At 72.5% G+C, this 24,339-nt stretch carries 28 protein-coding genes; 19 read left to right on the forward strand and 9 right to left on the reverse strand.

Features of this window, described 5'->3' with window-relative positions:
• Positions 1-79: 79 nt before the first annotated feature.
• Complete coding sequence (locus tag DTB53_RS01935) at positions 80-364, reverse strand: type II toxin-antitoxin system Phd/YefM family antitoxin (RefSeq protein WP_003970610.1); 285 nt, start codon at positions 362-364, stop codon at positions 80-82.
• Between the two features lie 83 nt (positions 365-447).
• Here DTB53_RS01935 and DTB53_RS01940 point away from each other — a divergent pair, with 83 nt between their 5' ends.
• From DTB53_RS01940 to DTB53_RS01950, 3 genes are all read left to right on the forward strand, one after another.
• Entirely contained in the window at positions 448-1,053 is a 606-nt protein-coding gene (locus tag DTB53_RS01940) for an ATP-dependent Clp protease proteolytic subunit (RefSeq protein ID WP_012381843.1), read from the forward strand.
• A gap of 35 nt (positions 1,054-1,088) precedes the next feature.
• A complete protein-coding gene (locus tag DTB53_RS01945) occupies positions 1,089-1,394 on the forward strand; it encodes a hypothetical protein (RefSeq protein ID WP_012381842.1) in 306 nt (101 codons plus the stop codon).
• A gap of 542 nt (positions 1,395-1,936) precedes the next feature.
• Positions 1,937-2,407: a C40 family peptidase gene (locus DTB53_RS01950; RefSeq protein ID WP_003970607.1), complete on the forward strand. Its 471-nt coding sequence runs from the start codon at positions 1,937-1,939 to the stop codon at positions 2,405-2,407.
• Between the two features lie 63 nt (positions 2,408-2,470).
• Here DTB53_RS01950 and DTB53_RS01955 read toward each other — a convergent pair whose 3' ends face one another.
• Entirely contained in the window at positions 2,471-3,127 is a 657-nt protein-coding gene (locus DTB53_RS01955) for a LysE family translocator (protein WP_012381841.1), read from the reverse strand.
• A gap of 72 nt (positions 3,128-3,199) precedes the next feature.
• On the opposite strand from DTB53_RS01955, the gene DTB53_RS01960 reads away from it, so the two are divergent.
• The gene (locus tag DTB53_RS01960) at positions 3,200-4,123 is read left to right on the forward strand and encodes a LysR family transcriptional regulator (protein ID WP_012381840.1); all 924 of its coding nucleotides are present in this window, start codon (positions 3,200-3,202) and stop codon (positions 4,121-4,123) included.
• A 12-nt stretch (positions 4,124-4,135) separates the two neighbouring features.
• Here the strand turns inward: DTB53_RS01960 and DTB53_RS01965 are convergent, their stop codons facing one another.
• On the reverse strand, positions 4,136-4,567 hold the full coding sequence (locus tag DTB53_RS01965; RefSeq protein ID WP_003970604.1) for an ATP-binding protein: 432 nt from the start codon (positions 4,565-4,567) through the stop codon (positions 4,136-4,138).
• Positions 4,568-4,802: 235 nt separating this feature from the next.
• On the opposite strand from DTB53_RS01965, the gene DTB53_RS01970 reads away from it, so the two are divergent.
• Together DTB53_RS01970 and DTB53_RS01975 are read left to right on the forward strand one after the other, a co-directional pair.
• Positions 4,803-5,657: a helix-turn-helix domain-containing protein gene (locus DTB53_RS01970; protein WP_012381839.1), complete on the forward strand. Its 855-nt coding sequence runs from the start codon at positions 4,803-4,805 to the stop codon at positions 5,655-5,657.
• A gap of 9 nt (positions 5,658-5,666) precedes the next feature.
• Entirely contained in the window at positions 5,667-5,918 is a 252-nt protein-coding gene (locus DTB53_RS01975) for a DUF397 domain-containing protein (protein WP_003970602.1), read from the forward strand.
• On the opposite strand, the gene DTB53_RS01980 is transcribed toward DTB53_RS01975, so the two are convergent.
• Positions 5,911-7,071 carry an 8-amino-7-oxononanoate synthase gene (locus DTB53_RS01980; protein ID WP_012381838.1) on the reverse strand — a complete coding sequence of 387 codons (1,161 nt, stop codon included), beginning with the start codon at positions 7,069-7,071 and terminating at the stop codon, positions 5,911-5,913. The genes DTB53_RS01975 and DTB53_RS01980 overlap by 8 nt on opposite strands.
• A 202-nt stretch (positions 7,072-7,273) precedes the next feature.
• On the opposite strand from DTB53_RS01980, the gene bioB reads away from it, so the two are divergent.
• From bioB to DTB53_RS02000, 4 genes are all read left to right on the forward strand, one after another.
• Entirely contained in the window at positions 7,274-8,557 is a 1,284-nt protein-coding gene (bioB, locus tag DTB53_RS01985; protein ID WP_012381837.1) for a biotin synthase BioB, read from the forward strand.
• Positions 8,550-9,893 (forward strand): adenosylmethionine--8-amino-7-oxononanoate transaminase, encoded by a 1,344-nt coding sequence (locus DTB53_RS01990; protein WP_012381836.1) that lies wholly within the window; start codon positions 8,550-8,552, stop codon positions 9,891-9,893. Before bioB ends, DTB53_RS01990 begins: the two co-directional genes overlap by 8 nt.
• A 6-nt stretch (positions 9,894-9,899) precedes the next feature.
• Positions 9,900-10,592: a dethiobiotin synthase gene (gene bioD / locus DTB53_RS01995; protein WP_003970598.1), complete on the forward strand. Its 693-nt coding sequence runs from the start codon at positions 9,900-9,902 to the stop codon at positions 10,590-10,592.
• Positions 10,593-10,717: 125 nt separating this feature from the next.
• Complete coding sequence (locus DTB53_RS02000; RefSeq protein WP_003970597.1) at positions 10,718-11,395, forward strand: class I SAM-dependent methyltransferase; 678 nt, start codon at positions 10,718-10,720, stop codon at positions 11,393-11,395.
• Positions 11,396-11,420: 25 nt separating this feature from the next.
• Here DTB53_RS02000 and DTB53_RS02005 read toward each other — a convergent pair whose 3' ends face one another.
• Together DTB53_RS02005 and DTB53_RS02010 are read right to left on the reverse strand one after the other, a co-directional pair.
• On the reverse strand, positions 11,421-11,792 hold the full coding sequence (locus DTB53_RS02005; protein ID WP_003970596.1) for a hypothetical protein: 372 nt from the start codon (positions 11,790-11,792) through the stop codon (positions 11,421-11,423).
• Positions 11,789-12,016 carry a hypothetical protein gene (locus DTB53_RS02010; RefSeq protein ID WP_003970595.1) on the reverse strand — a complete coding sequence of 76 codons (228 nt, stop codon included), beginning with the start codon at positions 12,014-12,016 and terminating at the stop codon, positions 11,789-11,791. The genes DTB53_RS02005 and DTB53_RS02010 overlap by 4 nt, the downstream gene beginning before the upstream one ends.
• Before the next feature lie 93 nt (positions 12,017-12,109).
• Here DTB53_RS02010 and DTB53_RS02015 point away from each other — a divergent pair, with 93 nt between their 5' ends.
• From DTB53_RS02015 to mug, 6 genes are all read left to right on the forward strand, one after another.
• Complete coding sequence (locus DTB53_RS02015; RefSeq protein ID WP_042497619.1) at positions 12,110-12,544, forward strand: GNAT family N-acetyltransferase; 435 nt, start codon at positions 12,110-12,112, stop codon at positions 12,542-12,544.
• A 326-nt stretch (positions 12,545-12,870) separates the two neighbouring features.
• Positions 12,871-14,211 carry a hemolysin family protein gene (locus DTB53_RS02020; RefSeq protein WP_003970593.1) on the forward strand — a complete coding sequence of 447 codons (1,341 nt, stop codon included), beginning with the start codon at positions 12,871-12,873 and terminating at the stop codon, positions 14,209-14,211.
• Positions 14,208-15,227: a hemolysin family protein gene (locus DTB53_RS02025; protein ID WP_003970592.1), complete on the forward strand. Its 1,020-nt coding sequence runs from the start codon at positions 14,208-14,210 to the stop codon at positions 15,225-15,227. The genes DTB53_RS02020 and DTB53_RS02025 overlap by 4 nt, the downstream gene beginning before the upstream one ends.
• A 43-nt stretch (positions 15,228-15,270) precedes the next feature.
• Complete coding sequence (locus DTB53_RS02030) at positions 15,271-16,140, forward strand: SGNH/GDSL hydrolase family protein (RefSeq protein ID WP_003970591.1); 870 nt, start codon at positions 15,271-15,273, stop codon at positions 16,138-16,140.
• A 100-nt stretch (positions 16,141-16,240) separates the two neighbouring features.
• Entirely contained in the window at positions 16,241-17,683 is a 1,443-nt protein-coding gene (gene purB / locus DTB53_RS02035) for an adenylosuccinate lyase (RefSeq protein ID WP_012381833.1), read from the forward strand.
• A 19-nt stretch (positions 17,684-17,702) separates the two neighbouring features.
• Entirely contained in the window at positions 17,703-18,284 is a 582-nt protein-coding gene (gene mug, locus DTB53_RS02040; protein ID WP_012381832.1) for a G/U mismatch-specific DNA glycosylase, read from the forward strand.
• A gap of 37 nt (positions 18,285-18,321) precedes the next feature.
• Here mug and DTB53_RS02045 read toward each other — a convergent pair whose 3' ends face one another.
• Positions 18,322-19,059 carry an ABC transporter permease gene (locus DTB53_RS02045; protein ID WP_172595240.1) on the reverse strand — a complete coding sequence of 246 codons (738 nt, stop codon included), beginning with the start codon at positions 19,057-19,059 and terminating at the stop codon, positions 18,322-18,324.
• A gap of 2 nt (positions 19,060-19,061) precedes the next feature.
• On the reverse strand, positions 19,062-19,994 hold the full coding sequence (locus DTB53_RS02050; protein WP_012381830.1) for an ABC transporter ATP-binding protein: 933 nt from the start codon (positions 19,992-19,994) through the stop codon (positions 19,062-19,064).
• 108 nt (positions 19,995-20,102) lie between these two features.
• Between DTB53_RS02050 and DTB53_RS02055 the strand changes: the two genes are divergently transcribed.
• The 3 genes from DTB53_RS02055 (at position 20,103) to DTB53_RS02065 (ending at position 23,176) form a co-directional block, all read left to right on the forward strand.
• Positions 20,103-21,296 carry a sensor histidine kinase gene (locus DTB53_RS02055; protein ID WP_012381829.1) on the forward strand — a complete coding sequence of 398 codons (1,194 nt, stop codon included), beginning with the start codon at positions 20,103-20,105 and terminating at the stop codon, positions 21,294-21,296.
• The gene (locus tag DTB53_RS02060; protein ID WP_003970585.1) at positions 21,268-21,918 is read left to right on the forward strand and encodes a response regulator transcription factor; all 651 of its coding nucleotides are present in this window, start codon (positions 21,268-21,270) and stop codon (positions 21,916-21,918) included. Before DTB53_RS02055 ends, DTB53_RS02060 begins: the two co-directional genes overlap by 29 nt.
• Positions 21,919-22,018: 100 nt before the next feature.
• Positions 22,019-23,176, forward strand: a complete 1,158-nt coding sequence (locus DTB53_RS02065) for an ROK family transcriptional regulator (RefSeq protein WP_012381828.1) — start codon at positions 22,019-22,021, stop codon at positions 23,174-23,176.
• Between the two features lie 238 nt (positions 23,177-23,414).
• Here the strand turns inward: DTB53_RS02065 and DTB53_RS02070 are convergent, their stop codons facing one another.
• Entirely contained in the window at positions 23,415-24,185 is a 771-nt protein-coding gene (locus tag DTB53_RS02070) for a GntR family transcriptional regulator (RefSeq protein WP_003970583.1), read from the reverse strand.
• Positions 24,186-24,339: the final 154 nt, after the last annotated feature.

Below are 24,339 nucleotides of genomic sequence, written 5' to 3' on the forward strand. Positions count from 1 at the left end.
GCCCGGAGGCGGTCGGCGCCCAACGCCGCGAGCGCGCGTGCCAGGCATCGCCCGGCAGGCGGCAGTCCGACGACAGGCCCTAGTCGTCCCGGCCGTCGCGGGGGCGGTGCTCGGCGGCGATGCCGAAGCTGCGCCGTTCGCCCTGAGCGGATGGCGCGGAGCCGATCGAGGAGACCGAGCGGATCACCCGCTCCTCGGCCGCGGCTTCATCGGCTTCAAGTCGTTGCAGGTCAGCGGCGGAAACCAGGGCGATGAGCGGCTTGCCGTGCCGCGTCACCACCACGCGTTCGCCGCCGTAGACAACGCGGTTGATCAGTTCGGCGAGCTCCGCCCGTGCTTGCGTCACCGGAATCTCGTAGGCCATAGTCCCCACCATAACTTCTGTACGTCCTGTACATTTTTTACGGACGGGCAGACGATGGCCGGCTCCAGGAGAGAGGCACCACCATGATCCGCCCCGCCGCCCGCTACGTACTCCCCGAGTTCACCGAGCGCACCGCGACCGGAACCCGGACGCTGGACCCGTATTCCAAGCTGCTGTCCGAGCGGATCGTCTTCCTCGGGAGCCCGATCGACGACATCGCCGCGAGCGACCTCATCGCCCAGCTCATGTACCTGGAGCACGCCGATCCGGACCGGCCCCTCTCGCTCTACATCAACTCCCCCGGCGGCACGTTCCAGGCGATGGCGGCGGTCTACGACACGATGCGGTTCCTGACCTGCGAGGTGGAGACCTTCTGCCTGGGGCAGGCCGGCTCCTACGCGGCGGCCCTGCTGGCCGGCGGGACGAAGGGGCGCCGACATGCGCTGCCGGGCGCGCGGGTAGTCATTCAGCAGCCCGCGATGGAGGAGCCGATGCGGGGCCAGCCGTCCGACCTGGAGATCCACGCGCGCGAACTGGTGCGCACCCGCGAGATGTTCGCGGCCATGCTGGTCCGGGACACGGGCCGGACCGCGGAGCAGATCACCGCCGACATCGAGCGCGACACCATCCTCGACGCCGAGGCCGCCCTGGCCCACGGGCTGGTCGACCACGTCGTGGCGAACCGCTGACTCTCCCGGCCGCCGTACGACGCGAGGTGAAACCGATGGAGCCAACCGACTTCCCGCCCCTGCCCGCACTGACCCGCGCCGAGGGGGAGTTGGTCGACTGCTACCTGGCCGTGCTCGACCAGGTGGGCCGGATCAACCCGGCCCGTGGCAGCGACACCTACAGCGCGCTGCGGGCCGCCCAGGCCCTGGCCTCCCGGGCTGCCGCGCTGCGCGACGCCCTGGCCCTGATGCACGAGCGCGGCGAGTCGCGGATCCATGCCGCCACCCTGGCGCGGGCCCTGCGCGTCCTCGACGGCGAGCGCCGGGCGGGCCGGGTCGCGATGCCACCGCCCGTCACCTGACCGGCTCCCCGCGCGGGGAGCGCGCTACGGGAGCCGCCCGGTCGGCCGCGCGCACGACACGCCCGGCCCCGGGTCCGATTCGCCTCGCTCGTTCGGCGTAGACGATCACCCTCCCGAGCGACGGCTCAACTTGCGTTCGGCACCCGGCCCGTACTCGAAATGCTCCCTTTCGTCGCTGGTACGAGGGTGTGCGCCGGGCTCGCGGGCGAGCGCGAATCCGACCTGTCCACCCGAATGGATCAGTGGTGAGGAGACTCACAAACCGCTGTTTCGGCTCGGAAATCCGGCACCGGGTGAGTCAAGATCCCTGGGACGACAAGCCCCCGCCACCGCGGCGGGGCGGTCCGGGCGGACGCCGAGTCCTGCCGCCGCCCGGATGACTGGTCGACAGGAGTGGATCGGCAGGAGTGGAGGACCCGAGCACAACGGGCCGACCGGGAGACCGGGAAGCCCTCGGGGTGAAGCCGCGACAGCGGCCGGGCAACTTCGCCAGCCCGAACCCGACAGGTCATCCTTCACAGGCGGCTGACGAAGGGTTGCGCATGTCTGCGCAGGTTCATGTCCCGTCTCTGTTCGCCCGGGTCGGCACGGCCTCGGCACTCACCCTGGCCGTGACGTCCACGATGCTGGCGCCCGGCCTGGTGAACGAAGCCGAGGCCGCCACCCATGCGACGAAGGCCCTGAAGGTCGCCGCGTCGAAGAAGGGGGCCCCCTACAAGTACGGAGCGGCCGGTCCCAGCCGCTTCGACTGTTCGGGGCTGACGGTCTACTCGTTCAAGAAGGCCGGCAAGAAGCTTCCCCGCACGGCACAGCAGCAGTACAACAAGACCCGCCATATCGGGAAGTCGCAGCGCAAACGCGGCGACCTCGTCTTCTTCCATTCGGGGCGCAGCGTCTACCACGTGGGCATCTACGCCGGGGCCGGGAAGATCTGGCACTCCCCCAAATCGGGGGACGTGGTGCGACTGGCGAAAATCTGGTCCAAGAGCGTCTGGTACGGACGGGTCCGCTGACCCGCTCACCGGACGCTCTTTCCGTGCGGGCGGCCCGGCCCGCCCCCGGGGCCGCCCGCGCCCTCAGCGCAACAGCGGGCCGGTGACCAGCGCCAGCCCCAGACCGGTGAGCGCCACACCGCTGCCGCCCTCGATGGCGCGGGCGGTACGCGGGCGGCGCAGCCACCGGCCCAGCCGGTCCACGAGCAGGGCGACGGCCGGGAACCAGATCAGTGCCAGCACCACCACCAGGGCCGCGAGCAGCAGGGTCCTGGGCAGCGGCGGCTGACCGTGGGGCACGAACTGCGGCAGCAGGCTGAGGAAGAGGACCGGGGCCTTCGGGTTGAGCGCGTTGGTCAGGAACCCCTGGCGCAGCGCGCGTCGGAACTCCCTGGGCACGGGCCGCCCCGACTCGTCCTCCTCCGGTACGGGGGAGGACGAGCCGTCCCGCGAGGACCGGCGACGGATCGCGTACAGCGCGCTGATCCCGAGGTAGAGGACGTACGCGCCGCCGAGCAGTTGGACGGTGCGGAAGATCACCGGCACGGTCACCAGCACCGCGGCGAGTCCGGCGACCGCGAGCGCGGTGTGCACCAGCAGCCCTCCGGCGACGCCGAGGGCGGTGGCCAGACCGGCGGTGCGGGAGGCCAGGGCGTTGCGTACGACGACGGTGAAGTCGGCGCCGGGCAGCGCGACCATGCCGGCGGCGACCCCGGTGAAGGCGATCAGCTGTGCGTCCATGGGTCCACCTTGGGCCTGCGGAGCCTTTAGCGTGTACTTGCAATCTTCTGGGTCTGCCTAAAGGAACGCTTCATGTACGACCCCACAAGGCTGGCGGCGCTCGTGGCGGTCGCGGAGGCCGGGTCGATCACCCGGGCCGCCGCCCGGCTGGGCTACACCGCGCCCGCGCTCTCCCAGCAGCTGGCCAAGCTGGAGCGGGAGGCCGGGGCGGCGCTGCTGGTGCGCCACCATCGCGGGGCGCGGCTGACGGCGGCGGGCGAACTGCTGGCGGGCCGGGCCCGGCGGGTCCTGGACGAGTTGGAGCAGGCGCGGCACGAGCTGGCCCGGCTGGCCGGGCTCTCAGGCGGCAGGCTGCGGGTGGGGACCTTCACCACGGCCGGGATCCATCTGCTGCCACCGGTCCTCAGCGCGTTCCGGCGGGCCCATCCGGAGGTCGAGCTGGCCGTCGCGGACTACGAACCGCCGGGCGGGATCGGAGCGGTGGTCGCGGGCGAGGTGGATCTCGCCCTGACCCACGCCTACGAGCCGGCGGCGGCCGAGCCCCCACCGGCGGGCGTTCTCGTCGAACCCCTGCTGGTCGAGGAGCTGGTGCTGGTCGCCTCGGTGGGCCACCGGCTCTCCGAGGGCACCGGGCGGCTGCCCGTCGGCGAGCTGGCGGGGCGGCCGTTGATCAGCAGCGCGCCGACCCATCCGCCCCGGCGCGGGGTCGAAAAAGCGCTCGCCGAGGCCGGGGCGACACCTGCGGTGGTGTGCGAGTCGCCCGGGTACGCGCTGGTGTGCGCGCTGGTCAGCGCGGGCCTCGGGGTGGCGGTGGTGCCGGAGATGGTCGCCTCGATGGCGACCGCCCCGCTGTCGGTCCGGCGGCTGGAACCCGCTTCGTTCCGCCGGACCATCTCCGTCGTGCACCGGGGTGAGCGGTCGACCGCGGCGGCGGCGACGCTGCTCGCGCTGCTGCGCAGCGGCTTCGGGCGCGGGAGCACGGCCCCCGCGCGCTGAGCTCCGCCGGGGTCAGCCCTGGATCGGGACGACCCAGGGAAGGGCGATCCAGACCGTTTTGCCGCCCTCGGCGGTCGGGGTCACCTGGAGCCGCCCGCCGCGCTCCTTGGCCAGGGCCCGGATGATGACCATGCCGCGGCCGTTGTCCTGCCGTACGGCGGCGGGCAGCCGCTGGGGCCAGCGGGGGTGACTGTCCGTGACGCCGAGATACAGCTCCTCGTCCCGTTCCAGACGCAGGTCCACGGTGAAGGTGGGCGACTGGCCGAAGGTGTGCTGGACCGCGTTGGTGGCCAGTTCCGAGACGATCAGCCGGATGGTTTCGGCGAACTCGGAGTCGTCGGGCAGGCCCCATTGGGCCAGGGTCCTGGCGACATGTCTGCGGGCCGATGAGACCGAGACCGGATCGGTCGGCAGCGTGACGGTTGCTTCCTGATGGTCTGCCATGGCGACGCCGTCCCTTTCCCGCCCTGGTCGACCGGCGGCCGACCAGGATTGTGCTTCGCGCCAGACTGCCATTGATGCAGCTCCCTGTAACGGCGTTCGGCCAAGATATGCATATATCTGTCGCTCGAAGCGGTGAATTCGGGACCCGTGCGGCGTGGACGGACGGCACACTGACCCCTCTGCGGGCCGGTCCCGGCGACGGGCCGGCCCCTCCCGACAGCAGAAGGAGACCGGCATGACGCACGGCCCCGCCGTCCGGCGCCGCAAGCTCGGTGAGGAGCTGCGGAGTCTGCGCCACGCCTCCGGGCTGACCAGCCGGGACGCGGCGCGGCTGCTCGGCTGGCACCAGTCGAAGGTGAGCCGCATCGAGACGGGCGCGAGCGGGGTGACGCCCGCCGACGTGTCACGGCTGCTGGACGCCTACGCGGTGTGCGACACCCAGTTGCGCTCCCTGCTCGAAGTGCTCGCCGGGTCGGCGGGCGGGGGCGGTTCGGGTTGGTGGCATGCCTACCGGGGGCTGATCCCGCCGCAGTACCGGGACTTCATCAGCCTGGAGTCGCAGGCCAGTGCGGTCCGGACCCTGGAGACCTCGGTGGTGCCGGGGCTGCTCCAGACCGCCGGATACGCGCGCGCCGTGACCCGCGCCTCGCTGGACGGCTTACCGGACGGCCGGCTGGACTCGCTGGTCGAGGTCCGGCTGACCCGCCAGCGGGTGCTGCGCGCGAGTCCGCCGCTGCGCTTCACCGCCGTGCTCGACGAGGCGGTCCTCCACCGCGAGGTGGGCGGACGGGAGGTGATGAGGGACCAACTGCTCCACCTGACCTGTGTCGCCCAACTGCCGCACGTGCACATTCAGTTGCTGCCGTTCTCGGTCGGCGGGTACGTCGGACTCACCGGGCCTTTCGTTATCTTCTCCTTTCCGAACATTTCTGATCTGGATGTGGTCGTTCTTGACCACTTGACGAGTAGCCTCTATCTGGAGCGGAAAGAAGACCTCGACGCGTACAGCTCGGCCTTCCGTTCCTTGCAGGCACACGCGCTGTCACCAGAACGCTCGCTGGACCTCATGACCGAGATCAGACGCAGCTAAGGGGCCGCCATGTCGGACCGTCTCGCAGAGTCCACCGCACCGCCGCCGCCCGGCGCGCCGCCCGCCCCGCGGTGGCGGCGCAGCAGCCGCTCCACCGGAATGAACAACTGCGTGGAGGCTGCCCTGTTGGGCGGCGCGCTCCTCGCCGTACGCGACTCCAAGGACGTGCGCCGGCCTCCGCTGCGCTTCTCGGCGGCGGCCTGGAACACCTTCGTGGACGGGCTCGGCCCGGACGGAGCCGAGCCGCGGATCTTCACCTGACCGGAGCGTCCGCCTGCCGGGGAGCGGTGGCGAGGACCGTGGCCACCGCGGTCGTGATCTGTTCCTCGGTCAGGTCGGCGCGCGCCGTCAACCGCAGCCGCGAAACGCCGTCCGGCACCGACGGCGGGCGGAAGCAGCCCACCGCCGTCCCGGCCGCGCGGCAGTCGGCCGCCCAGCGCACGGCCGCGTCCGCCGAGGGCGCCCGGACGGAGACGACGGCCGCGTCGGGCCGGACCGCGCTCAGCCCGGCGGCGGTGAGCCGGGTGAACAGCGCGGTGGCCACCTCCCGGGCGCGGGCCGCCCGTTCGGGCTCCCGGCGCAGGATCCCGAGGGCCCCGAGCGCGCCGCCGGCCGCCGCCGGGGCGAGTCCGGTGTCGAAGATGAACGTGCGGGCGGTGTTGACCAGGTGGTCGATGACCCGGGCGGGTCCCAGTACCGCTCCGCCCTGGCTGCCCAGGGACTTGGACAGGGTGAGCGTGGCCACGACCCCGCCGTGGCCCGCCAGCCCGGCTGCGGCGAGCGCGCCGCGGCCGCCCTCGCCCAGCACTCCGAGGCCGTGGGCGTCGTCGACCAGCAGGGCGGCGTTCGCGGCGCGGCAGACCTCGGCCAGGGCGGTGAGCGGTGCGGCGTCGCCATCGACGGAGAAGACCGAGTCGGTGACGGCGAGGGCCCGCCCGCCGTGTTCCCGCAGGGCCTTCTCGAACGCGTCCGCGTCCGCATGGGGCACGACGGCGGTCCCGGCGCGGGAGAGCCGGCAGCCGTCCACGATCGAGGCGTGGTTGCCCGCGTCGGAGACGATGAGGGAGCCGCGCCCGGTCAGCGCGGTCAGCGCGGCGAGGTTGGCCGCGTATCCGGAGGAGAGCACGAGGGCGGCCTCGAAGCCGCAGAACGCGGCCAGTTCGCGTTCGAGTTCGGCGTGCAGCGCGGTGGAGCCGGTGACCAGCCGGGACCCCGTCGCCCCGGCACCCCAGCGGTGCGCGGCGGCACCGGCGGCGGCCGTGACCTCCGGGTGCCGGGTGAGGCCGAGGTAGTCGTTGCTCGCGAGGTCCAGCGGCTCCGGCCCGGCGCCGCGCGGGCGCAGGGTCCGCACGAGTCCGGCGGCGGCCCTGTTGCGGGCCTCGGCGTCGATCCAGTCGAACGGGGCGAAGGACATGGGGCGGTCCCTTGGGTAGGCGGGCGCTCGGCGGGCGGCTCCGCGTGGACGGTCCGGTGCGGACGGTCGCTTTGTAGGCAGCCAACAGACCCTAGCCGGGTGCGCAGCAGGTCAGGGTGTGGCAATACACACACCCTCGCCCGGGTCTCCTGTCTGGTTCCTCCTTGGCTGGAGGCGGTGCCGTACGTCAGGATCATCTTTCATGGACCTGCTGAACACGCTGGTGGACAAGGGGCTGCGGCGCGAACCGCCGACCCGCGAAGAAGCGCTCGCCGTACTGGCGACCTCCGACGACGAGCTGCTCGACGTGGTGGCGGCCGCCGGGAAGGTGCGCCGTCAGTGGTTCGGGCGGCGCGTCAAGCTCAACTATCTGGTCAACCTCAAATCGGGGCTCTGCCCCGAGGACTGCTCCTACTGCTCGCAGCGGCTCGGCTCGAAGGCCGGAATCCTCAAGTACACCTGGCTGAAGCCGGAGGAGGCGTCCAGGGCCGCCGCCGCCGGGGTCGCGGGCGGCGCCAAGCGGGTCTGCCTGGTGGCGAGCGGGCGCGGCCCGACGGACCGGGACGTCGACCGCGTCTCGAAGACCATCGAGGCGATCAAGGAGGAGAACGAGGGCATCGAGGTCTGCGCCTGCCTCGGTCTCCTCTCCGACGGACAGGCCGACCGGCTGCGTTCGGCGGGCGCCGACGCCTACAACCACAACCTCAACACGTCCGAGGAGACGTACGGGGCGATCACCACCACCCACACGTACGCGGACCGGGTGGAGACCGTGCAGCAGGCCCAGGCCGCCGGGCTCTCGGCGTGCTCCGGGCTGATCGCCGGTATGGGCGAGAGCGACAAGGACCTCGTCGACGTCGTGTTCGCCCTGCGGGACCTTGACCCCGACTCGGTGCCGGTCAACTTCCTGATCCCGTTCGAGGGAACGCCGCTCGCCAAGGAGTGGAACCTCACTCCGCAGCGCTGCCTGCGCATTCTGGCGATGGTCCGCTTCGTCTGCCCCGACGTCGAGGTGCGGCTCGCCGGAGGCCGTGAGGTGCATCTGCGCTCGATGCAGCCGCTGGCGCTCCACCTGGTCAACTCCATCTTCCTGGGCGACTACCTGACGAGCGAGGGCCAGGCCGGCCAGACCGACCTGGACATGATCGCGGACGCCGGTTTCGAGGTGGAGGGCGCGGGCACGACCACGCTTCCGCGCCACCGGGCCGACGCCCTGAGCGGCGGCTGCGGGACGCGGGACGCCACGGCGGGTTCGGGCTGCGGGTCGCACGAGGACTCCGGGGCGGGTGGCTGCGGTTCGCACGGCGGCGGCGCGGGCTGCGGTCCGTGCGGTGGCCACGGGGAGCGGGAGCCGGTGGCGGTCGCCGACTCCGCCGCCGGGGAGAGCGTCCCGGGGGCGCGCACGGAGACCAGCGGTGCGGCGCGTACGGATCTGGTGGCGGTACGCCGGCGCGGTGCGGGAACGGATCTCGCACCCAATGCCTGAGCCGTACGCCGCCGCACTCCCCCGGTCCGCCGCGCCGAAGCCGTACGCCCCCGACGAACTGCGGGCGCTCGACCGGGCGCACGTCTGGCACCCGTACGGTCCGATGCCGGGCCGCCAGGAGCCGCTGATCGTGGAGTCGGCCTCCGGGGTTCGGCTCCGGCTCGCCGAACCCGTCGAGGGGCAGCGCGAGTTGGTGGACGGCATGTCGTCCTGGTGGTCGGCGGTGCACGGCTACAACCACCCGGTCCTCAACGAGGCGGCACGCGGCCAGCTGGACCGGATGAGCCATGTGATGTTCGGCGGGCTCACCCATGAGCCCGCCGTCCGGCTGGCGACCCGGCTGGTGGAGATCACCCCCGGGCCGCTCCAGCACGTCTTCCTCGCCGACTCGGGGTCCGTCTCCGTGGAGGTCGCGGTCAAGATGTGCCTCCAATACTGGCGTTCGGCCGGGCGCCCGGCCAAACGGCGGCTGCTGACCTGGCGCGGGGGCTACCACGGGGACACCTGGCAGCCGATGTCGGTGTGCGACCCGGAGGGCGGGATGCACGAGCTGTGGTCGGGCTCGCTGCCCCGTCAGGTCTTCGTCGACGCCCCGCCGGACGGCTTCGACGCGGAGCCGGACCCCGCGTACGCGAGGCGGTTGCGGGAGGGGATCGCCGAGCACGCCGACGAGCTCGCGGCGGTCATCGTGGAGCCGGTGGTCCAGGGGGCCGGCGGGATGCGGTTCCACTCCCCCGCCTATCTGCGGGTCCTGCGCGAGGCCTGCGACGAGCACGACGTCCTGCTGGTCCTCGACGAGATCGCGACCGGTTTCGGGCGTACGGGCAAGCTGTTCGCCGCCGGACACGCGGGGATCTCGCCGGACGTCATGTGCGTCGGCAAGGCGCTGACCGGCGGTTATCTCACGATGGCGGCGACGCTGTGCACGACCCGGGTGGCCGAGGGCATCTCCAGCGGCGAGGTGCCGGTGCTGGCGCACGGACCGACGTTCATGGGCAATCCGCTGGCCGCCTCGGTGGCCTCGGCCTCGGTGGACCTGCTGCTCGGGCAGGACTGGGAGGGCGAGGTGGCGCGGATCGGCGCGGGCCTGCGCTCGGGGCTCGCGCCCGCCGCGGACCTCGCCGCAGTGGTGGACGTACGCGTGCTGGGTGCGATCGGGGTCGTCCAGCTCGACCACGAGGTGGACATGGCGGCGGCGACCCGCGCGGCCGTGCGCGAGGGCGTCTGGCTGCGGCCGTTCCGCGACCTCGTCTACACGATGCCGCCGTACGTCACCGAGGACGAGGACGTGGCGCGGATCTGCCGGGCCGTGTGCGCGGCGGCACGGGAGGGCTGAGCCGACATGTCGACGATTCTGGTGGTGTCCGGTACGGGCACGGAGATCGGCAAGACCGTGGTGACCGCCGCGGTGGCGGCCGCCGCGCGGGGCCGGATCGCGGTGCTCAAGCCCGCGCAGACCGGGCTCGCCCCCGGGGAGCCGGGCGACGCGGCGGAGGTCGCGCGGCTGGCGGGGAGCCGGGTGACGGCGGTCGAACTGGCCCGCTTCCCGGAGCCGTTGGCTCCGGCCACGGCCGCCCGGCGGGCGGGGCTCGCACCCGTGCGGCCGTACGAGGTGGCCGAGGCCGCGGAGAAGCTGGCCACCGAGCACGACCTCGTGCTGGTGGAGGGTGCGGGCGGGCTGCTCGTGCGGTTCGACGACGAGGGCGGCACGCTCGCGGACGCGGCCCGTCTGCTGTCCGCGCCGGTACTGCTGGTGGCCCCCGCGGGCCTGGGCACGCTGAACGCCACCGCGCTCACGGCCGAGGCACTGCGCAACCGGGGGCTGGCCTGCCGGGGCGTCGTGATCGGCAGCATGCCGGCGGAACCGGACCTCGCCTCCCGCTGCAACGTCGAGGACCTGCCGGTGGCGGCCGGGGCACCGCTGCTCGGCGCGGTACCGGCCGGTGCGGGCTCCTTGCCGGGGGCCGTCTTCGCGGCACGCGCGCCGGACTGGCTGGCTCCGGAGCTCGGAGGGAGCTGGGCGGCCACGCGCTGACGGGCCCTCCGGGGGCGTCCGGGCGGTCCTCGGGGATTCCCGCCGGGGTGATCCGGGGGAGAATCGTGGAGGAACGTCACGTCCGCTCCTCGAGCGCCACGTCCACTCCGCAGCGGAGGTCCGTCATGCAGTTGCGCAACAGGAAGCTTCCCCGGGACGCCGTGCACCACCCGGTCTTCGCCCGGTTCTACGCACGGATGAGCGTGACGGCGGACCTGAGGGGCGGCATCGCCGCGTACCGCGAGGAGCTGCTTTCGGGGCTCTCCGGCCGGGTCATCGAGATCGGCGCGGGGAACGGGCTGAACTTCGCCCGCTATCCCGGCGCCGTCTCGGAGGTCGTGGCGCTGGAGCCGGAACGCTCGCTGCGGCAGCTCGCCGTCCGCTCCGCCCTGCGCGCGGAGGTGCCGGTGGACGTGGTGCCGGGGGCGGCCGAGGCGCTGCCGGTCAAGAGCGAGGCCTTCGACGGAGCGGTGGCCTCCCTGGTCCTGTGCACCGTACGGGATCTGCCCCGGGCGCTGGCCGAGATCAGGAGGGTCCTGCGGCCCGGCGGCGAACTGCGGTTCTTCGAGCACGGGCTGGCGCCGGGCCGGGCGCTGGCCGCGGCGCAGCGGGTGGCCGACCGGACCCTGTGGCCGCTGGTCTTCGGCGGCTGTCACACGGCCCGGGACCCGCTGGCCGCGATCGCGGCGGCCGGCTTCGAGGTCGGCACGTACCGCAGACTGCGGATTCCGGAGAGGGGCCTCCAGGTGCCCTCCTCCCCCTGCGTGCTGGGCGTGGCCCGCAAGCCGTTCACCGAGGACTGAGTGCTGGGGGTCGCTCCGCCCGCCCTCACACGCTCCACTGCCGCAGCTCGTCGGCGATGGCGCGCACGTCCGCCTTGCCCTGCTTCACCAGCAGCGCCAGATCGCGGACCTGCTCGGGCGAGGTGGTGACCTTGAGCCCGGAGGCGACGAGATAGCCGTAGGCGACGGCCGAGGCGAACATCGCGTTGGAGTGTTCGAGCGCGGGTACGTGCAGGAGCAGCTGCAACAGGGCGGCCGCCCGCGCGTGCGGGTCGCTGTAGACGGCGCTGCCGAAGATCTCCGCGTCATGCCGGGCGACGGCGGCGACGAGCGCACCCCAGTCGGAGACCTGCGGGTCTCCGGGCGTCTTGTGCTCGGCGACCATCAGCAGCCAGGAGAGGTCGATCCGCAGGTTCAACGGCTGCCTTCGCGCTCCGGGCCGAACTCCTCGGCGAACACCGACTCGTACTGCTTCATGAAGTCGGCCGCGGCCTCGACGAAGGTGTGTCCCACCTCGCCGGCGTCCTGCTGGACGAGTTCTTCTATGTAGCGGTTCACGCTCATCCCCCTCTGCAGCGCGCGCTGCCGCGCGGCCTCGGCGGTGGCCTCGTCCACTCGAACGTTCAGCTGGGTCTTGGGCACCCGACCACGCTAGCGCGGTCGCGCTAGCACCGGCAAGGGGAGCGTGTCCGCCCAGCGAAACGCGCTCGCCGCCCCGGCGCGGCGGATGGTGGGATGGCCACCATGGACGATCTTTCACTACGGGCCGCGACCCCGGCCGATCTGGACGCGGTCCTCGCCTTCTGGAAGGTGGCCGCCGAGGGCACCAGCATCAGCGACGACGGGGACGGGGTCGCACGGCTGGTCGAACGCGACCCGGACGCCTTGATACTCGCGGAGCGGGAGGGAGCGCTGGTGGGGACGGTCATCGCGGGCTTCGACGGCTGGCGCTGTCACCTCTACCGGCTCGCGGTCCACCCGGACCAGCGGCGCCGGGGCGTGGGCGGCGCCCTCCTGGCGGCGGCCGGGGAACGGTTCGTCGCACTGGGCGGGCGGCGCGCCGACGCCATGGTCCTCGACCGCAACACGTCGGCCCACCACGCCTGGCGCGCGGCCGGCTACGAGGCCGAGCCGCAGTGGAGCCGCTGGGTGAAGCACCTGACCGGCTGAGCGGTGCTGAGCGGCAGGGCGGGCGGGTGCGGCAGCGATGCCGCAGGCCTCTCCGGCGCGGTACGGGGGGGCTGACGACGGCCTCCGACGGCTTCCGGCTGCCTCTGGGCTGCTTCCGGACCTTTCCGGACCCTTCCGGACCCTTCCGGCGGGACATTGACGCGGTGGGCGGGGCGCGGCTGGGCAGACGCCCTACGATGATCCGCTCTCCGTCACCCTGCCGAAAGGTGTGAACGTCCGTCCATGGGCGAGCCTCCCCGTAGCCGATACCGCCGACACCGCGCGGTCCCCCCGCCCCTGCCCGATCATGGGACGGAGGTGAACCGATGATCGAAGTGCTGCTGCTGCTCGTCGCCCTGCTGCTCTGCGTCGCCTGCGGCGCGTTCGTCGCGGCGGAGTTCTCCCTGACCACGGTGGAACGCGGCGATCTCGAACGGGCTGTCGAGCGGGGCGACCGGGGCGCGGCGAGCGCGCTCAAAGCGGTCCGGAGCCTCACCTTCCAGCTCTCGGGGGCCCAGCTCGGCATCACGGTCACCAATCTGGTGATCGGCATGCTCTCCGAACCGTCCATCGCCAAGTTGATCCGAGGCCCCGTCGAGGCGGCTGGGCTGCCTCCCGCCGCCGCGTCCACCCTGGCGCTCGTGCTCGGTACGGCGCTGTCCACGGTGGTCCTGATGGTGGTCGGCGAACTGGTCCCGAAGAACTGGGCGATCTCCTCCCCGCTCGCCGTGGCCAAGGCGGTGGCCACACCGCAACGCGTCTTCACCGCGCTGTTCCGGCCCTTCATCAGCCATCTCAACAACACGGCCAACCGGATCGTGCGCCGGTTCGGTCTGGAGCCGACCGAGGAGCTGGCCTCCGCCCGCAGTCCGCAGGAGCTGGTGGCCCTGGCCCGGCACTCCGCGAAGGCGGGCGCGCTGGAGGCGGACACGGCCGAGCTGTTCGTCCGCACCCTGAACCTCTCGGAGCTGACCGCGGAGAACGTGATGACACCGCGGGTGCAGGTCACCGCACTGGAGGTGCGCGCGACGGCCGAGGACGTCGCCAACGCCACCCGGGCGACCGGCCTGTCCCGTTTCCCGGTCTACCGGGGCAGCCTGGACACGGTGGTCGGCGTGGCCCACATCAAGGACGTGCTGGCGATCCCCGCCGACCGGCGGCCCCACACCCGGATCTCGGAGCTGCTGCGCGAGCCCCTGCTCGTACCGGAGACGCTCACCGTGGACCGGCTGCTGGACCGGCTGTCCGGCAGGCTCGCCATGGCCGTGGTGATCGACGAGTACGGCGGGACGGCCGGAGTCGCGACGCTGGAGGACATCGTGGAGGAAGTCGTCGGCGAGGTCCGGGACGAGCACGATCCGCACGAGACGCCGGACCTCGCCGCGGCCGGTGAGGACGCCGACGGTCGGACCCTGTGGTCGGCCGACGGGGCGGCGCGCACCGATCAGCTCCGCAGGATCGGGCTACGGGTGCCGGACGGCCCCTACGAGACGCTCGCGGGGCTGATCGCCGCCGAGATCGGAAGGATCCCCACGGTGGACGACAGCGTCGAGCTGGAGGGATGGCGGATCGACGTGGTCGACGCCTCGGGCCGTCGTGCCGCGCGGGCCCTGCTGCACGCGCCGCTGCCGGGGTCGGACGACGAGCGGACGGAGGACGCGCGGTGATCGTTCTCCAGTTGTTCATCGGTCTGCTGACCCTCGTGGCCAACGCCTTCTTCGTGGGCGCCGAATTCGCGCTGATCTCCGTGCGCCGCAGCCAGATCGAACCGGAGGCCGAGGCCGGGAACCGGCGGGCCCGCAGTGTCATCTGGGGGCTGGAACACGTCTCCGCGCTGCTCGCCGCCGCCCAGCTCGGCATCACCCTCTGCACCCTGGTGCTGGGCATCGTCGCCGAACCGGCCATCGCCCACCTGCTGGAGCCGGTCTTCGACGCGGTGGGGGTGCCGCACGGACTGGTCCACCCGTTGTCGTTCGTCATCGCGCTGAGCGTGGCCACCTATCTGCACATGCTGCTCGGCGAGATGGTGCCGAAGAACATCTCACTGGCCGAACCGGCTCGGAGCGCCCTGCTGCTGGGTCCACCGCTGGTGGCGATGGCCCGCGCCCTGCGGCCGGTGATCTTCGCGATCAACGCGTTCGCCAACACCCTGCTCAAGCTGTTGCGAGTGGAGACGAAGGACGAGGTCTCGGCGACGTTCTCGGACGACGAACTGGCCCGGCTGGTCCAGGACGCCGGAGATGCCGGGCTGGTCGACGACCGCTCCGCGCAGCGCCTGCACCACGCCCTGGAGCTGGGGCGCCGGCCGGTGCGGGATGTGGTCATGCCCGTCGACCGGGTGCTGTACGCCCGGGTCGGCACCACACCGGAGGAGCTGGAGCGGCTCTCGTCCGAGTCCGGGTTCTCCCGCTTCCCGGTGATGGACAGCGAGCAGCGGATCCTCGGCTACCTCCATGTGAAGGACGCCCTGGACGCGATGCCCCGGGACGTCCCCTTCCCGGTGACAGCGATGCGGCCGATCGCCCGCGTCCGGGCGGCGACTCCGCTGGATGACGTGCTCACCGCCCTGCGGCGCAGCCGGACCCATCTGGCGGCCGTTCTCGACGAGGACGACCGGTTGGCCGGCATGGTCACCATGGAGGACGTACTGCGCGAACTGGTCGGACGGCCGGGGTCCCGCTGACCTGCTGGCCTCCCGGCCTACCGACCGGTACGCTCATCGGGCCATGGAATTGAATGCCTCCTACACCAGTCTCGTCGCGGTCGGCGACTCGTTCACCGAGGGCATGTCGGACCTGCTCCCCGACGGCACCTACCGGGGCTGGGCCGACCTCCTCGCCGCCCGGCTCGCGGTCCGGTCCCCCGGTTTCCGCTACGCCAATCTCGCCGTACGCGGAAAGCTGATCGGCCAGATCGTCGACGAGCAGGTGGAGGCGGCGGCCTCGCTCCGGGCCGATGTGGTCACCCTCGTCGGCGGGCTCAACGACACGCTGCGCCCGAAGTGCGACATGGGGATGGTCAGGGGGCGGCTCGAAGAGGCCGTGGAGCGTCTCGCGCCGACCTGCAAGCAGTTGGTGCTGATGCGCAGCCCCGGGCGGAGCGGGCCGGTGTTCGACCGGTTCCGCCCCCGGGTGGAGGCGCTGTTCGCCCTGATCGACGATCTGGCCGGGCAGCACGGCGCGGCGGTCGTGGACCTCTACTCCGCGCCCTCGATCGCCGATCCCCGGATGTGGGACGTCGACCGGCTCCATCTCACCGCCGAGGGCCACCGGCGCGTCGCCGAGGCCGTCTGGCAGACGCTGGGGCTGCCGGCGGAGCTGGACTGGCGTGCGCGGATGCCCGCGACCGCGCCGCCGCGCTGGGCGGCCCGGCGAACGGAGGACATCCGCTTCGCCCGTCAGCACCTGGCCCCCTGGATCGGGCGGCGGCTCACCGGCCGCTCCTCCGGCGACGGGCGCTGGGGCGCCCAGTTCGACGCGACCACGGGCCGGGCCTTCTGGATCACGCCGGAGGACGTGGACACCCCGGGCCCGGTGACGGGATGGCGCCGCGTCGTCTCGCCCGACACCGCGGCGGGCATCGCGGAGACCGGCTGAACCGGTCACCCGGGCCGGCGCCCTCCCCCGCTGCTTCGTAGCAAGCCACAAACCGGGGCGGGTCGCTGGCCTGCACAAACCGCCAGTACAATCCCTCCACGTGACTGCTGTGTCTGCGAAGCCTCGCATCCCCAATGTCCTGGCCGGCCGCTACGCCTCCGCGGAGCTCGCCGTCCTCTGGTCCCCCGAGCAGAAGGTGAAGCTGGAGCGTCAGCTGTGGCTGGCGGTGCTGCGCGCTCAGAAGGACCTCGGGATCGAGGTGCCCGATGCGGCGCTCGCCGACTACGAGCGGGTGCTGGACCAGGTGGACCTGGCCTCGATCGCCGAGCGCGAGAAGGTCACCCGGCATGACGTGAAGGCCCGGATCGAGGAGTTCAACGCCCTCGCCGGCCATGAGCAGGTCCACAAGGGCATGACCTCCCGGGACCTGACGGAGAACGTCGAGCAGCTCCAGATCCGTCTGTCGCTGGAGCTGATGCGCGACCGCACCGTGGCCGTACTGGCCCGGCTCGGCAAGCTCGCGGCGGAATACCGCGAGCTCGTCATCGCCGGACGCTCCCACAACGTGGCCGCGCAGGCGACGACGCTGGGCAAGCGCTTCGCGACCGCGGCCGACGAGCTGCTGGTCGCCCACGGCCGGCTGGAGGACCTCCTCTCCCGCTACCCGCTGCGCGGCATCAAGGGCCCGGTCGGCACGGCGCAGGACATGCTGGACCTGCTCGGTGGCGACGCGGGCAAGCTCGCCGACCTGGAGCAGCGCATCGCCGGGCACCTCGGCTTCGCCGAGGCGTTCACCTCGGTCGGCCAGGTCTACCCCCGATCGCTCGACTACGACGTGGTCACCGCGCTGGTGCAGCTCGCCGCGGCGCCCTCCTCGGTGGCGAAGACCATCCGCCTGATGGCCGGCCACGAGCTGGTGACCGAGGGCTTCAAGCCCGGCCAGGTCGGCTCGTCCGCCATGCCGCACAAGATGAACACGCGCTCCTGCGAGCGGGTGAACGGCCTGATGGTGATCCTGCGCGGCTACGCCTCGATGACCGGCGAGCTGGCGGGCGACCAGTGGAACGAGGGCGACGTGTCCTGCTCCGTGGTCCGCCGCGTGGCCCTCCCGGACGCCTTCTTCGCGTTCGACGGCCTCCTGGAGACCTTCCTGACGGTGCTGGACGAGTTCGGCGCGTTCCCCGCCGTCGTGGCGCGCGAGCTGGACCGCTACCTTCCGTTCCTGGCCACCACCAAGGTCCTGATGGGCGCCGTACGGGCCGGGGTCGGCCGCGAGGAGGCGCACGAGGCGATCAAGGAGCACGCGGTCGCCTCCGCCCTCGCGATGCGGGAGCAGGGCGCCGAGCGCAACGAGCTGCTCGACAAGCTCGCCGCGGACGACCGGATCCCGCTGGACCGGGCGCAGCTGGACGAGCTGATGGCCGACAAGCTCTCGTTCACGGGCGCCGCCGGCGATCAGGTGACGTCGCTGGTCGACCGGATCGAGAAGATCACCGAGCAGTACCCCGAGGCCGCGAAGTACACCCCCGGCTCGATTCTCTGACCGGCCCCGTCCTCACCGCATGACCCCCGAAGAGTTGAGCGCCGCCCGTGACCGCGTCGTCCCCGATGTGGTCACGGGCGGTCTGCGCGTCCTCTTCTGCGGCATCAACCCGAGCCTCACGACGGCGGTGACGGGTCACCATTTCGCTCACCCCGGGAACCGGTTCTGGCCGGTTCTGCACCGCTCGGGTTTCACGCCCCGGCAGCTGCGTCCGTCCGAACAGGCCGAGTTGCTCGGGCTCGGGCTCGGCATCACCAACGTGGTGGCCCGGGCCACGGCCCGGGCCGACGAGCTCGGAGCGGACGAGTTCCGGGAGGGCGGTGCGGCTCTGACGGCCAAGGTCGAACGGCTCGCGCCCCAGTGGCTCGCGGTGGTCGGGATCACGGCCTACCGCACGGCGTTCCGGGAGCCCCGTGCCCGGATCGGCCCCCAGGACCGCACGGTCGGCGGTGCCCGCGTGTGGGCGCTGCCCAACCCCAGCGGCCTGAACGCCCACTGGACGGTCCGGACCATGGCCGAGGAGTACGCCCGCCTCCGGGACGCCGTCCTCACCCGGCCCCCGGCCGACCCGCCGGTCTCCGGCCCCACCCGGGCCGGCTGAACCGCTCCGGGCCGCGCCCCTCCCCCGGCCCGCCTGCCTACGCGTCCCGGTTGCGGATCGCCCACCAGCCCGCCAGGAGCGCTGCCGCCGCCCATACGGCGGTCACGCCCAGGCCGGCCCACGGCCCCGGGCCGTCCGCCGGGTTCTGGTGGAGCACCGCCTGCCCCGCGCGGTCGGGCAGATAGGCGACGACCTCGGTGGCAACGTCCACCAACACGAAGGGGACGATGAGAAAGAGTGGTATGAGCAGGCCGAGCACCGCCACCGCGCTCCGCAGGAGCGCCGCGAGGCCCGCCGCGAGCAGTGCCATCAGCGCCAGATAGATCCCCCCGCCCAAGACGGCACGCAGCGCGCCCGGGTGTCCCAGGCCGATCGCGTGCTCCCCCAGGAACAGCTGGCCGACCAGGAAGGACGTGAAGCTGGTCACCAGGCCGACGACGAGCGCCGATCCGCCGATCGCCGTCATCTTCGCCGCGTAGAAGAGGGAGCGCCGGGGAACCGCGGCGAGGGATATGCGCAGCGCTCCGTTGAGAAACTCGGAGGAGACCGCGGTCGCGCCGAACACGATGGCCGCGATCTGCCCGAAGGTCAGCGCGAAGAAGGCGTTGAGGAGCACATCGGATCCGGGCCGCTCCGCTTGCTCCTGGCCGGTGGTGCCCAGGATGAGCACGGTGATGCCGAGGGTGGTGGCGAGGACCGCCAGCAGGGAGCCGTGGATCGACCGTATCGACCTGATCTTGAGCCACTCGGAGTGGAGCACGGCCGTGGGGGTCATGGTCACGCCTCCTGACGGTTGCGGGCGGGGGAAGCGGCGAACGGGGTGTCCTCCGCCGTGAGGTCGAGGTAGGCCTGCTCCAATGTGGCGCGCTCATCGCCCAGTTCGAGCAGGGGAATGCCTTCTCCGGCGACGAGCGCGCCGATCTCCGCCGCCGTGACGCCGTCGATCACCCAGCGCCCGTCCTCGGCCGGCACTCCGGTCAGCCCCTTGGAGGCCAGCGACGCGTGGAGCCTGGCCGGTTCGGTCGTTCGCAGGCGTACGCGGGGGCGGCTGCGGGAGTCCAGGAACTGCTTCATCGGCATATCGGCGAGCAGTCTGCCCCGGCCGAGCACCACCAGATGGTCGGCGAAGGAGGCGGTCTCGTTCATGAGGTGGCTGGAGACCAGCACTGTCCGGCCTTCGCGGGCGAGCCGCTTCATGAGTTCGCGGATCCAGATGATGCCTTCGGGATCCAGGCCGTTCGACGGCTCGTCGAGCATGATCACCCGCGGGTCGCCGAGCAGGGCGGCCGCGATGCCGAGACGCTGGCGCATGCCGAGGGAGAAGGACTTGATCCGCCGTGCGCCCACGTCGCCGAGCCCGGTCTCCTCCAGCACGGCCCGCACCCGTGACCCGGGTATCCCGTTGCTCGCGGCGAGAACGGCCAGATGGCTGCGCGGTGTGCGCCCGCCGTGGGCCGCGTGGGCGTCGAGCAGGGCGCCGACGGTGCGCAGCGGTTCGGTGAGCTGGGCACAGGACCTCCCGCCGATGGTGGCCGAGCCGCTGGTCGGCCGGTCCAGGCCGAGGACGAGACGCATGGTCGTGGATTTGCCGGCGCCGTTGGGGCCGAGGAATCCGGTGACCCTGCCCGGTTGCACGCGAAAGCTGAGGCGGTCCACCGCACGGGTGGTTCCGTACTCCTTGGTGAGCTCGTGGACGTCGATGCTGGTCATGTCCTCAAGCCTGGCCGGTACGCCGGGCGACCCGCCTCCCCCGTCAGCGGGGATCGTCTCCCTCTCATGGGGGAGCCGGTGCGCCCGGCCCGCTGGGACGATGAGGACATGCACCGCATCCTCACCCCGTTGACCAGCGCGGTCACCTACAGCCGCTGGTTGCACATGTTCATTCCGGCTGCCGCGGCCAGTCTGTGGTTCTTCATCTCCGACCAGCTCTGGATGCCCCTGCTCTTCGCGGTGCCGGTGGGCCTCATACCCGCGATGCGGCTAGAGGAGGGACTCCAGGCGCAGTTGCTGCTGACCCCGTCCGAGCGTGGGCAGCCCGACGCCTCCATCTCGGTCGCCTCCTCGACGAGTTGGGCGGAGCGCTGGCGGACCGTGCTCTGGCTGGAGTTGCGGCTCCTGATCTCGGCCGCGGCGATCATGGCCCTCTGGCTGCCCGTGGCGTCGATCGAGCTCGCCCTGTCGGTGACGGGCAGGCCTCCGGGCGGGCTGGTCGAGGGCATGGACCCGCACTGGTGGAACGCGTTGCTCGCACCGCTGCCGATCGTTCCGCTGCTCGTTCTGGTGGTCCTCGGCGGCCGGGTCAGCACGGCGGCCGCCCGGTGGCTGCTCGGCCCGTCGCCGACGGACCGGCTCAGTGTGCTGGAGGAGCTGACCGAGCAGTTGCTGGAGCGCAATCGCATGGCGCGGGAGCTGCACGATTCCATCGGCCATGCGCTGACGGTGGCGGTGGTGCAGGCCGGTGCGGCGCGGGCGGCGAACGATCCGGCGTTCACCGAGCGGGCGCTGGCCGCCATCGAGGAGACGGGGCGGGATGCGCTGGAGGACCTGGAGCGGGTGCTGCGGGTGCTGCGTGAGTCCGGCACACCCGTGAGCCGTCGGCCGACGCTGGGAGAGGCGAAGCGGCTGCTGGACTCCGCGAGGAGTTCCGGGGCGAAGGTGGACGCGCGGGTGACCGGGGACCTGGGACTGGTCCCGGCGCCGGTCTCGCGGGAGGGGTATCGGATCCTTCAGGAGAGCCTCACCAACGTGCTGCGTCACGCGGGACCGGTACCCATCCGGGTGAGCATCCTGGTGGCCGACGGGCGGCTGGAGTTGGAGGTGGTCAACCCGCTCTCCGGGACGGCCGGCCTGCCGGGGAGCGGCAGTGGGCTGCGCGGTATGCGGGAGCGCGCCGCGTTGCTGGGCGGAAAGGCACGGATGGAGTCGCGGGAGGGCGATTGGCGGGTGCGCGTGAGCCTGCCCCTGGACGGCATACGCTGGTCGGATGCCCTTCACCGTTCTTCTGGTCGATGACGAGCCGCTGGTACGCGCCGGGCTGCGTGCCGTGCTGGAGGCCCAGCCCGATATCGAGGTGGTGGGCGAGGCCGCGGACGGCGCGGCGGTGCTCCCCCTGGTGAACCGGTTGCGGCCCGACGTGGTGGCGATGGATGTGCGGATGCCGCTGATGGACGGCATCGAGGCGACCCGGCTGGTGCTGCGTACGGTGCCGCATCCCCCGAAGATCCTGGTGGTGACGACGTTCGAGAACGACGAGTACGTGTACGAGGCGTTGAGGGCGGGGGCGGACGGCTTTCTGCTCAAGCGGGCCAGGCCGGCGGAGATCGTGCACGCTGTGCGTCTGGTGGCCGAGGGGGAGTCCCTGCTGTTCCCGGCGGCGGTCCGGCAGCTCGCCGCCGAGTACGGGACGGACAAGGCGCGGGCCGCTCTCGACCGGGCGGCGCTCACGGAGCGGGAGGCGGCGGTGCTCCGGTTGATGGCCCGAGGTCTGTCGAACGCGGAGATCGCGGCTGCCCTCGTCGTCGGGACGGAGACGGTGAAGACCCATGTCAGCTCGGTCCTGGCGAAGTTGGGGGCCAGGGATCGCACCCAGGCGGTCATCGCGGCGTACGAGTCCGGGTTCGTCGCTCCGGGGTGACCGAGGTTGCGGCTCGATACCGGCTTTCCTGGCTGGTCGCAGGGCTCCCGGCCAGCGAGTACGATCCGGCAGACATGCGCACGAGCTGGGAGGACATACCGTGGGCCGGCTGACCGGTGGGGACCCCTCGCTGTTGCGGCGGATCAATTCCGCGGTAGTACTGCACGCCCTGAGAGGGGCCGGCGCGCCGACGCTGACGGATCTGACGCGGATCACGGGACTGTCCCGGCCGACGGTCGAGGGGGTCGTCGAGGGGCTGTTCGAAGCGGGGCTCGTGGTCGAGGCGCTGCCCGACGAGGGCGAGGCACGGCGGCAGGGGCGTCCCGCCCGGAGGTTCCGTTTCCGGGCCGAGGCGGGGCATCTGCTCGGGGTGGAGATCGGTCCGCACCGGGTGTCGGCACTCATCTCGGGGCTCGACGGCCGGATCATCGGGGCGGGCTCCCGCGTGGTGTCGGAGACCGCCGGCGCGGACGACCGGCTCGACCAGGTGCGGGCCGTCATCGCGGACGTGCTGCGGCGCACCGGGGTGGCCCGGAGCAGTCTGCGCGCGGTCGGCGTGGGCAGTCCCGGGATCGTGGAGGCCGACGGCACCGTGCGGCTGGGTACGGCGTTGCCGGACTGGACCGGTCTCGCGCTCGGGGAGCGGCTGCGCCGTTCGTTCCGCTGCCCCGTGCTCGTCGAGAACGACGCCAACGCCGCCGCGGTGGCGGAGCACTGGAAGGGCGCCGCCACCGAGTCCGACGACGTGGTCTTCGTCCTGGCGGGGCTGAGCCCCGGCGCGGGCTCCTTGATCGGCGGGCGGCTGCACCGGGGGTTCGGCGGGGCCGCCGGGGAGATCGGCGCTCTGCACCTGCTGGGGCGGGACGTGACCCCGGAGCATCTGCTGTCGACGACGGACACGCCGCTGGACCCGCTGGACGAGCTTGCGGTGGCCGCGGTGTTCGCCAAGGCCCGGGAGGGCGACGCGGGGGCCCAGGCCGCGGTCGAGCGCTTCCTGCAGCGGCTGGTGCACGATGTGGCGGCGCTGGTGCTGGCCCTCGACCCGGAGCTGGTCGTCGTCGGGGGCTGGGCCGCGGGGCTGGACGGGGTGCTGGAGCCCCTGCGCAGGGAGCTGGCCCGCTACTGCCTGCGCCCGCCCCGGGTGACCCTGTCGCTGCTCGGGGAGGCCGCCGTCGCGACGGGTGCGCTGCGGCTCGCCCTGGACCACGTCGAGGAGCAGCTGTTCGCCGTCGAGGGGGCCGTGACGGCCCGCCGCTGACTGACCCCGCGGGGAGGGCCGGTTCCCGGGGCCGGGTGCGCGTCGCCGGGCCATGGGCGTCCCCCCGGGAGCGGGGCGGGTCAACTGCGCTGCCCCGGCGCCGGGCGCATCGCCCGGGCCGTCCGGTGCCGGATCGGTCGTCCGGCACCGGATCGGGCTGGAGACGCGTGCGCCCGCCGGTTCTCCGGGTCGGGAGCCTGGAGAAGCGGCGGGCATGGTGCCGGGCGGGCCGGAGGCGTCAGGAGGCCTGGCGCTGCGGCTGTTCGTCGTGGCTGATCTCCAGCGCGCCGGAGTCCCCGAAGGTGAGCCGGCAGGTGTCCGCGCGGTAGGTGGCGACGGACACGGCCGCCGTTCCGTCCGCGGTGAGGTAGCGGGTGGTGACGACGAGGACGGGGGCGCCGGGGAGCCGGTCCAGCTCCTTGGCGTCGTCCGCGCGCGCCGAGCCGAGCTCCACGGAGCGGTCCTGGCCCTGGAGGTCGAGCCGGTGCAGCTCACGCAGCACGCCGCGGGCGCGGACGGCACCCGACGGGGCTTCTATGGCGGAGAGGTCGGGCACCGAGGAGGCGGGGATGTAGAGGAGTTCCGCCGCCACCGCCTGCCCCTGGGTGTCGCGGATACGGCGCACCACGTGCACCGGTTCCGCGGGGTCCGTGCCGAGCATGGAGGCCACCGCGGCAGGGGCCTTGTCCATGGCGCTGTCGACCGGCTGCCAGGCCTCGCCGCTGACGCCGCCGGTCCATTCGTGCTGGGCGGTGGAGACGGCGATGCCCACGCGCGGTGGGGCGACGGTCGTCCCCACGCCGCGGCGGCGCTGCAGTCTGCCTTCGAGCTCGAGCTGCTCCAGAGCCTGCCGGAGCGTGGCTCGCGCGACACCGAACCGCGCAGCGAGGTCCCGCTCGTTGGGCAGGATCTCCCCCACCGCAAAGTCCGAGTCGAGTGCCTCACTGAGCACGGTCTTGAGGTGCCAGTACTTCGGCTCCTGTACCGATTCCAGCTGCGTGGTCCCCACCCTGATCCTCCGCAATCGCCCGGTGTCTTTCCGCGACGTTATTTATTAAAGGTTCCTGTCTTAAGTGGAGACCCTAGGACGGCATACCCCCTTGGTCAAGACCAATCCTTAGTCCGTAACGGAACGAAACGGAACTCTGGCGCAGAGCGTTCAC

It is taken from the genome of Streptomyces griseus, from assembly GCF_900460065.1.
GTDB classification, from domain to species: Bacteria; Actinomycetota; Actinomycetes; order Streptomycetales; family Streptomycetaceae; genus Streptomyces; species Streptomyces griseus.

Excerpts from the sequence above, each read along its gene's own strand:
- DTB53_RS01950 (WP_003970607.1), top strand. The coding sequence starts at position 1,937 with ATGTCTGCGCAGGTTCATGTCCCGTCTCTGTTCGCCCGGGTCGGCACG.
- mug (WP_012381832.1), top strand. The coding sequence starts at position 17,703 with ATGACCCCCGAAGAGTTGAGCGCCGCCCGTGACCGCGTCGTCCCCGAT.
- DTB53_RS01945 (WP_012381842.1), top strand. The coding sequence starts at position 1,089 with ATGGAGCCAACCGACTTCCCGCCCCTGCCCGCACTGACCCGCGCCGAG.
- DTB53_RS01960 (WP_012381840.1), top strand. The coding sequence starts at position 3,200 with ATGTACGACCCCACAAGGCTGGCGGCGCTCGTGGCGGTCGCGGAGGCC.
- DTB53_RS01955 (WP_012381841.1), bottom strand. The coding sequence starts at position 3,127 with ATGGACGCACAGCTGATCGCCTTCACCGGGGTCGCCGCCGGCATGGTC.
- DTB53_RS02030 (WP_003970591.1), top strand. The coding sequence starts at position 15,271 with ATGGAATTGAATGCCTCCTACACCAGTCTCGTCGCGGTCGGCGACTCG.
- DTB53_RS02015 (WP_042497619.1), top strand. The coding sequence starts at position 12,110 with ATGGCCACCATGGACGATCTTTCACTACGGGCCGCGACCCCGGCCGAT.
- DTB53_RS01970 (WP_012381839.1), top strand. The coding sequence starts at position 4,803 with ATGACGCACGGCCCCGCCGTCCGGCGCCGCAAGCTCGGTGAGGAGCTG.
- DTB53_RS01990 (WP_012381836.1), top strand. The coding sequence starts at position 8,550 with ATGCCTGAGCCGTACGCCGCCGCACTCCCCCGGTCCGCCGCGCCGAAG.
- DTB53_RS01935 (WP_003970610.1), bottom strand. The coding sequence starts at position 364 with ATGGCCTACGAGATTCCGGTGACGCAAGCACGGGCGGAGCTCGCCGAA.
- DTB53_RS02045 (WP_172595240.1), bottom strand. The coding sequence starts at position 19,059 with ATGACCCCCACGGCCGTGCTCCACTCCGAGTGGCTCAAGATCAGGTCG.
- DTB53_RS01980 (WP_012381838.1), bottom strand. The coding sequence starts at position 7,071 with ATGTCCTTCGCCCCGTTCGACTGGATCGACGCCGAGGCCCGCAACAGG.
- DTB53_RS02060 (WP_003970585.1), top strand. The coding sequence starts at position 21,268 with ATGCCCTTCACCGTTCTTCTGGTCGATGACGAGCCGCTGGTACGCGCC.
- DTB53_RS01975 (WP_003970602.1), top strand. The coding sequence starts at position 5,667 with ATGTCGGACCGTCTCGCAGAGTCCACCGCACCGCCGCCGCCCGGCGCG.
- bioD (WP_003970598.1), top strand. The coding sequence starts at position 9,900 with ATGTCGACGATTCTGGTGGTGTCCGGTACGGGCACGGAGATCGGCAAG.
- DTB53_RS02055 (WP_012381829.1), top strand. The coding sequence starts at position 20,103 with ATGCACCGCATCCTCACCCCGTTGACCAGCGCGGTCACCTACAGCCGC.
- DTB53_RS02000 (WP_003970597.1), top strand. The coding sequence starts at position 10,718 with ATGCAGTTGCGCAACAGGAAGCTTCCCCGGGACGCCGTGCACCACCCG.
- bioB (WP_012381837.1), top strand. The coding sequence starts at position 7,274 with ATGGACCTGCTGAACACGCTGGTGGACAAGGGGCTGCGGCGCGAACCG.
- DTB53_RS01965 (WP_003970604.1), bottom strand. The coding sequence starts at position 4,567 with ATGGCAGACCATCAGGAAGCAACCGTCACGCTGCCGACCGATCCGGTC.
- DTB53_RS02050 (WP_012381830.1), bottom strand. The coding sequence starts at position 19,994 with ATGACCAGCATCGACGTCCACGAGCTCACCAAGGAGTACGGAACCACC.
- DTB53_RS02020 (WP_003970593.1), top strand. The coding sequence starts at position 12,871 with ATGATCGAAGTGCTGCTGCTGCTCGTCGCCCTGCTGCTCTGCGTCGCC.
- DTB53_RS01940 (WP_012381843.1), top strand. The coding sequence starts at position 448 with ATGATCCGCCCCGCCGCCCGCTACGTACTCCCCGAGTTCACCGAGCGC.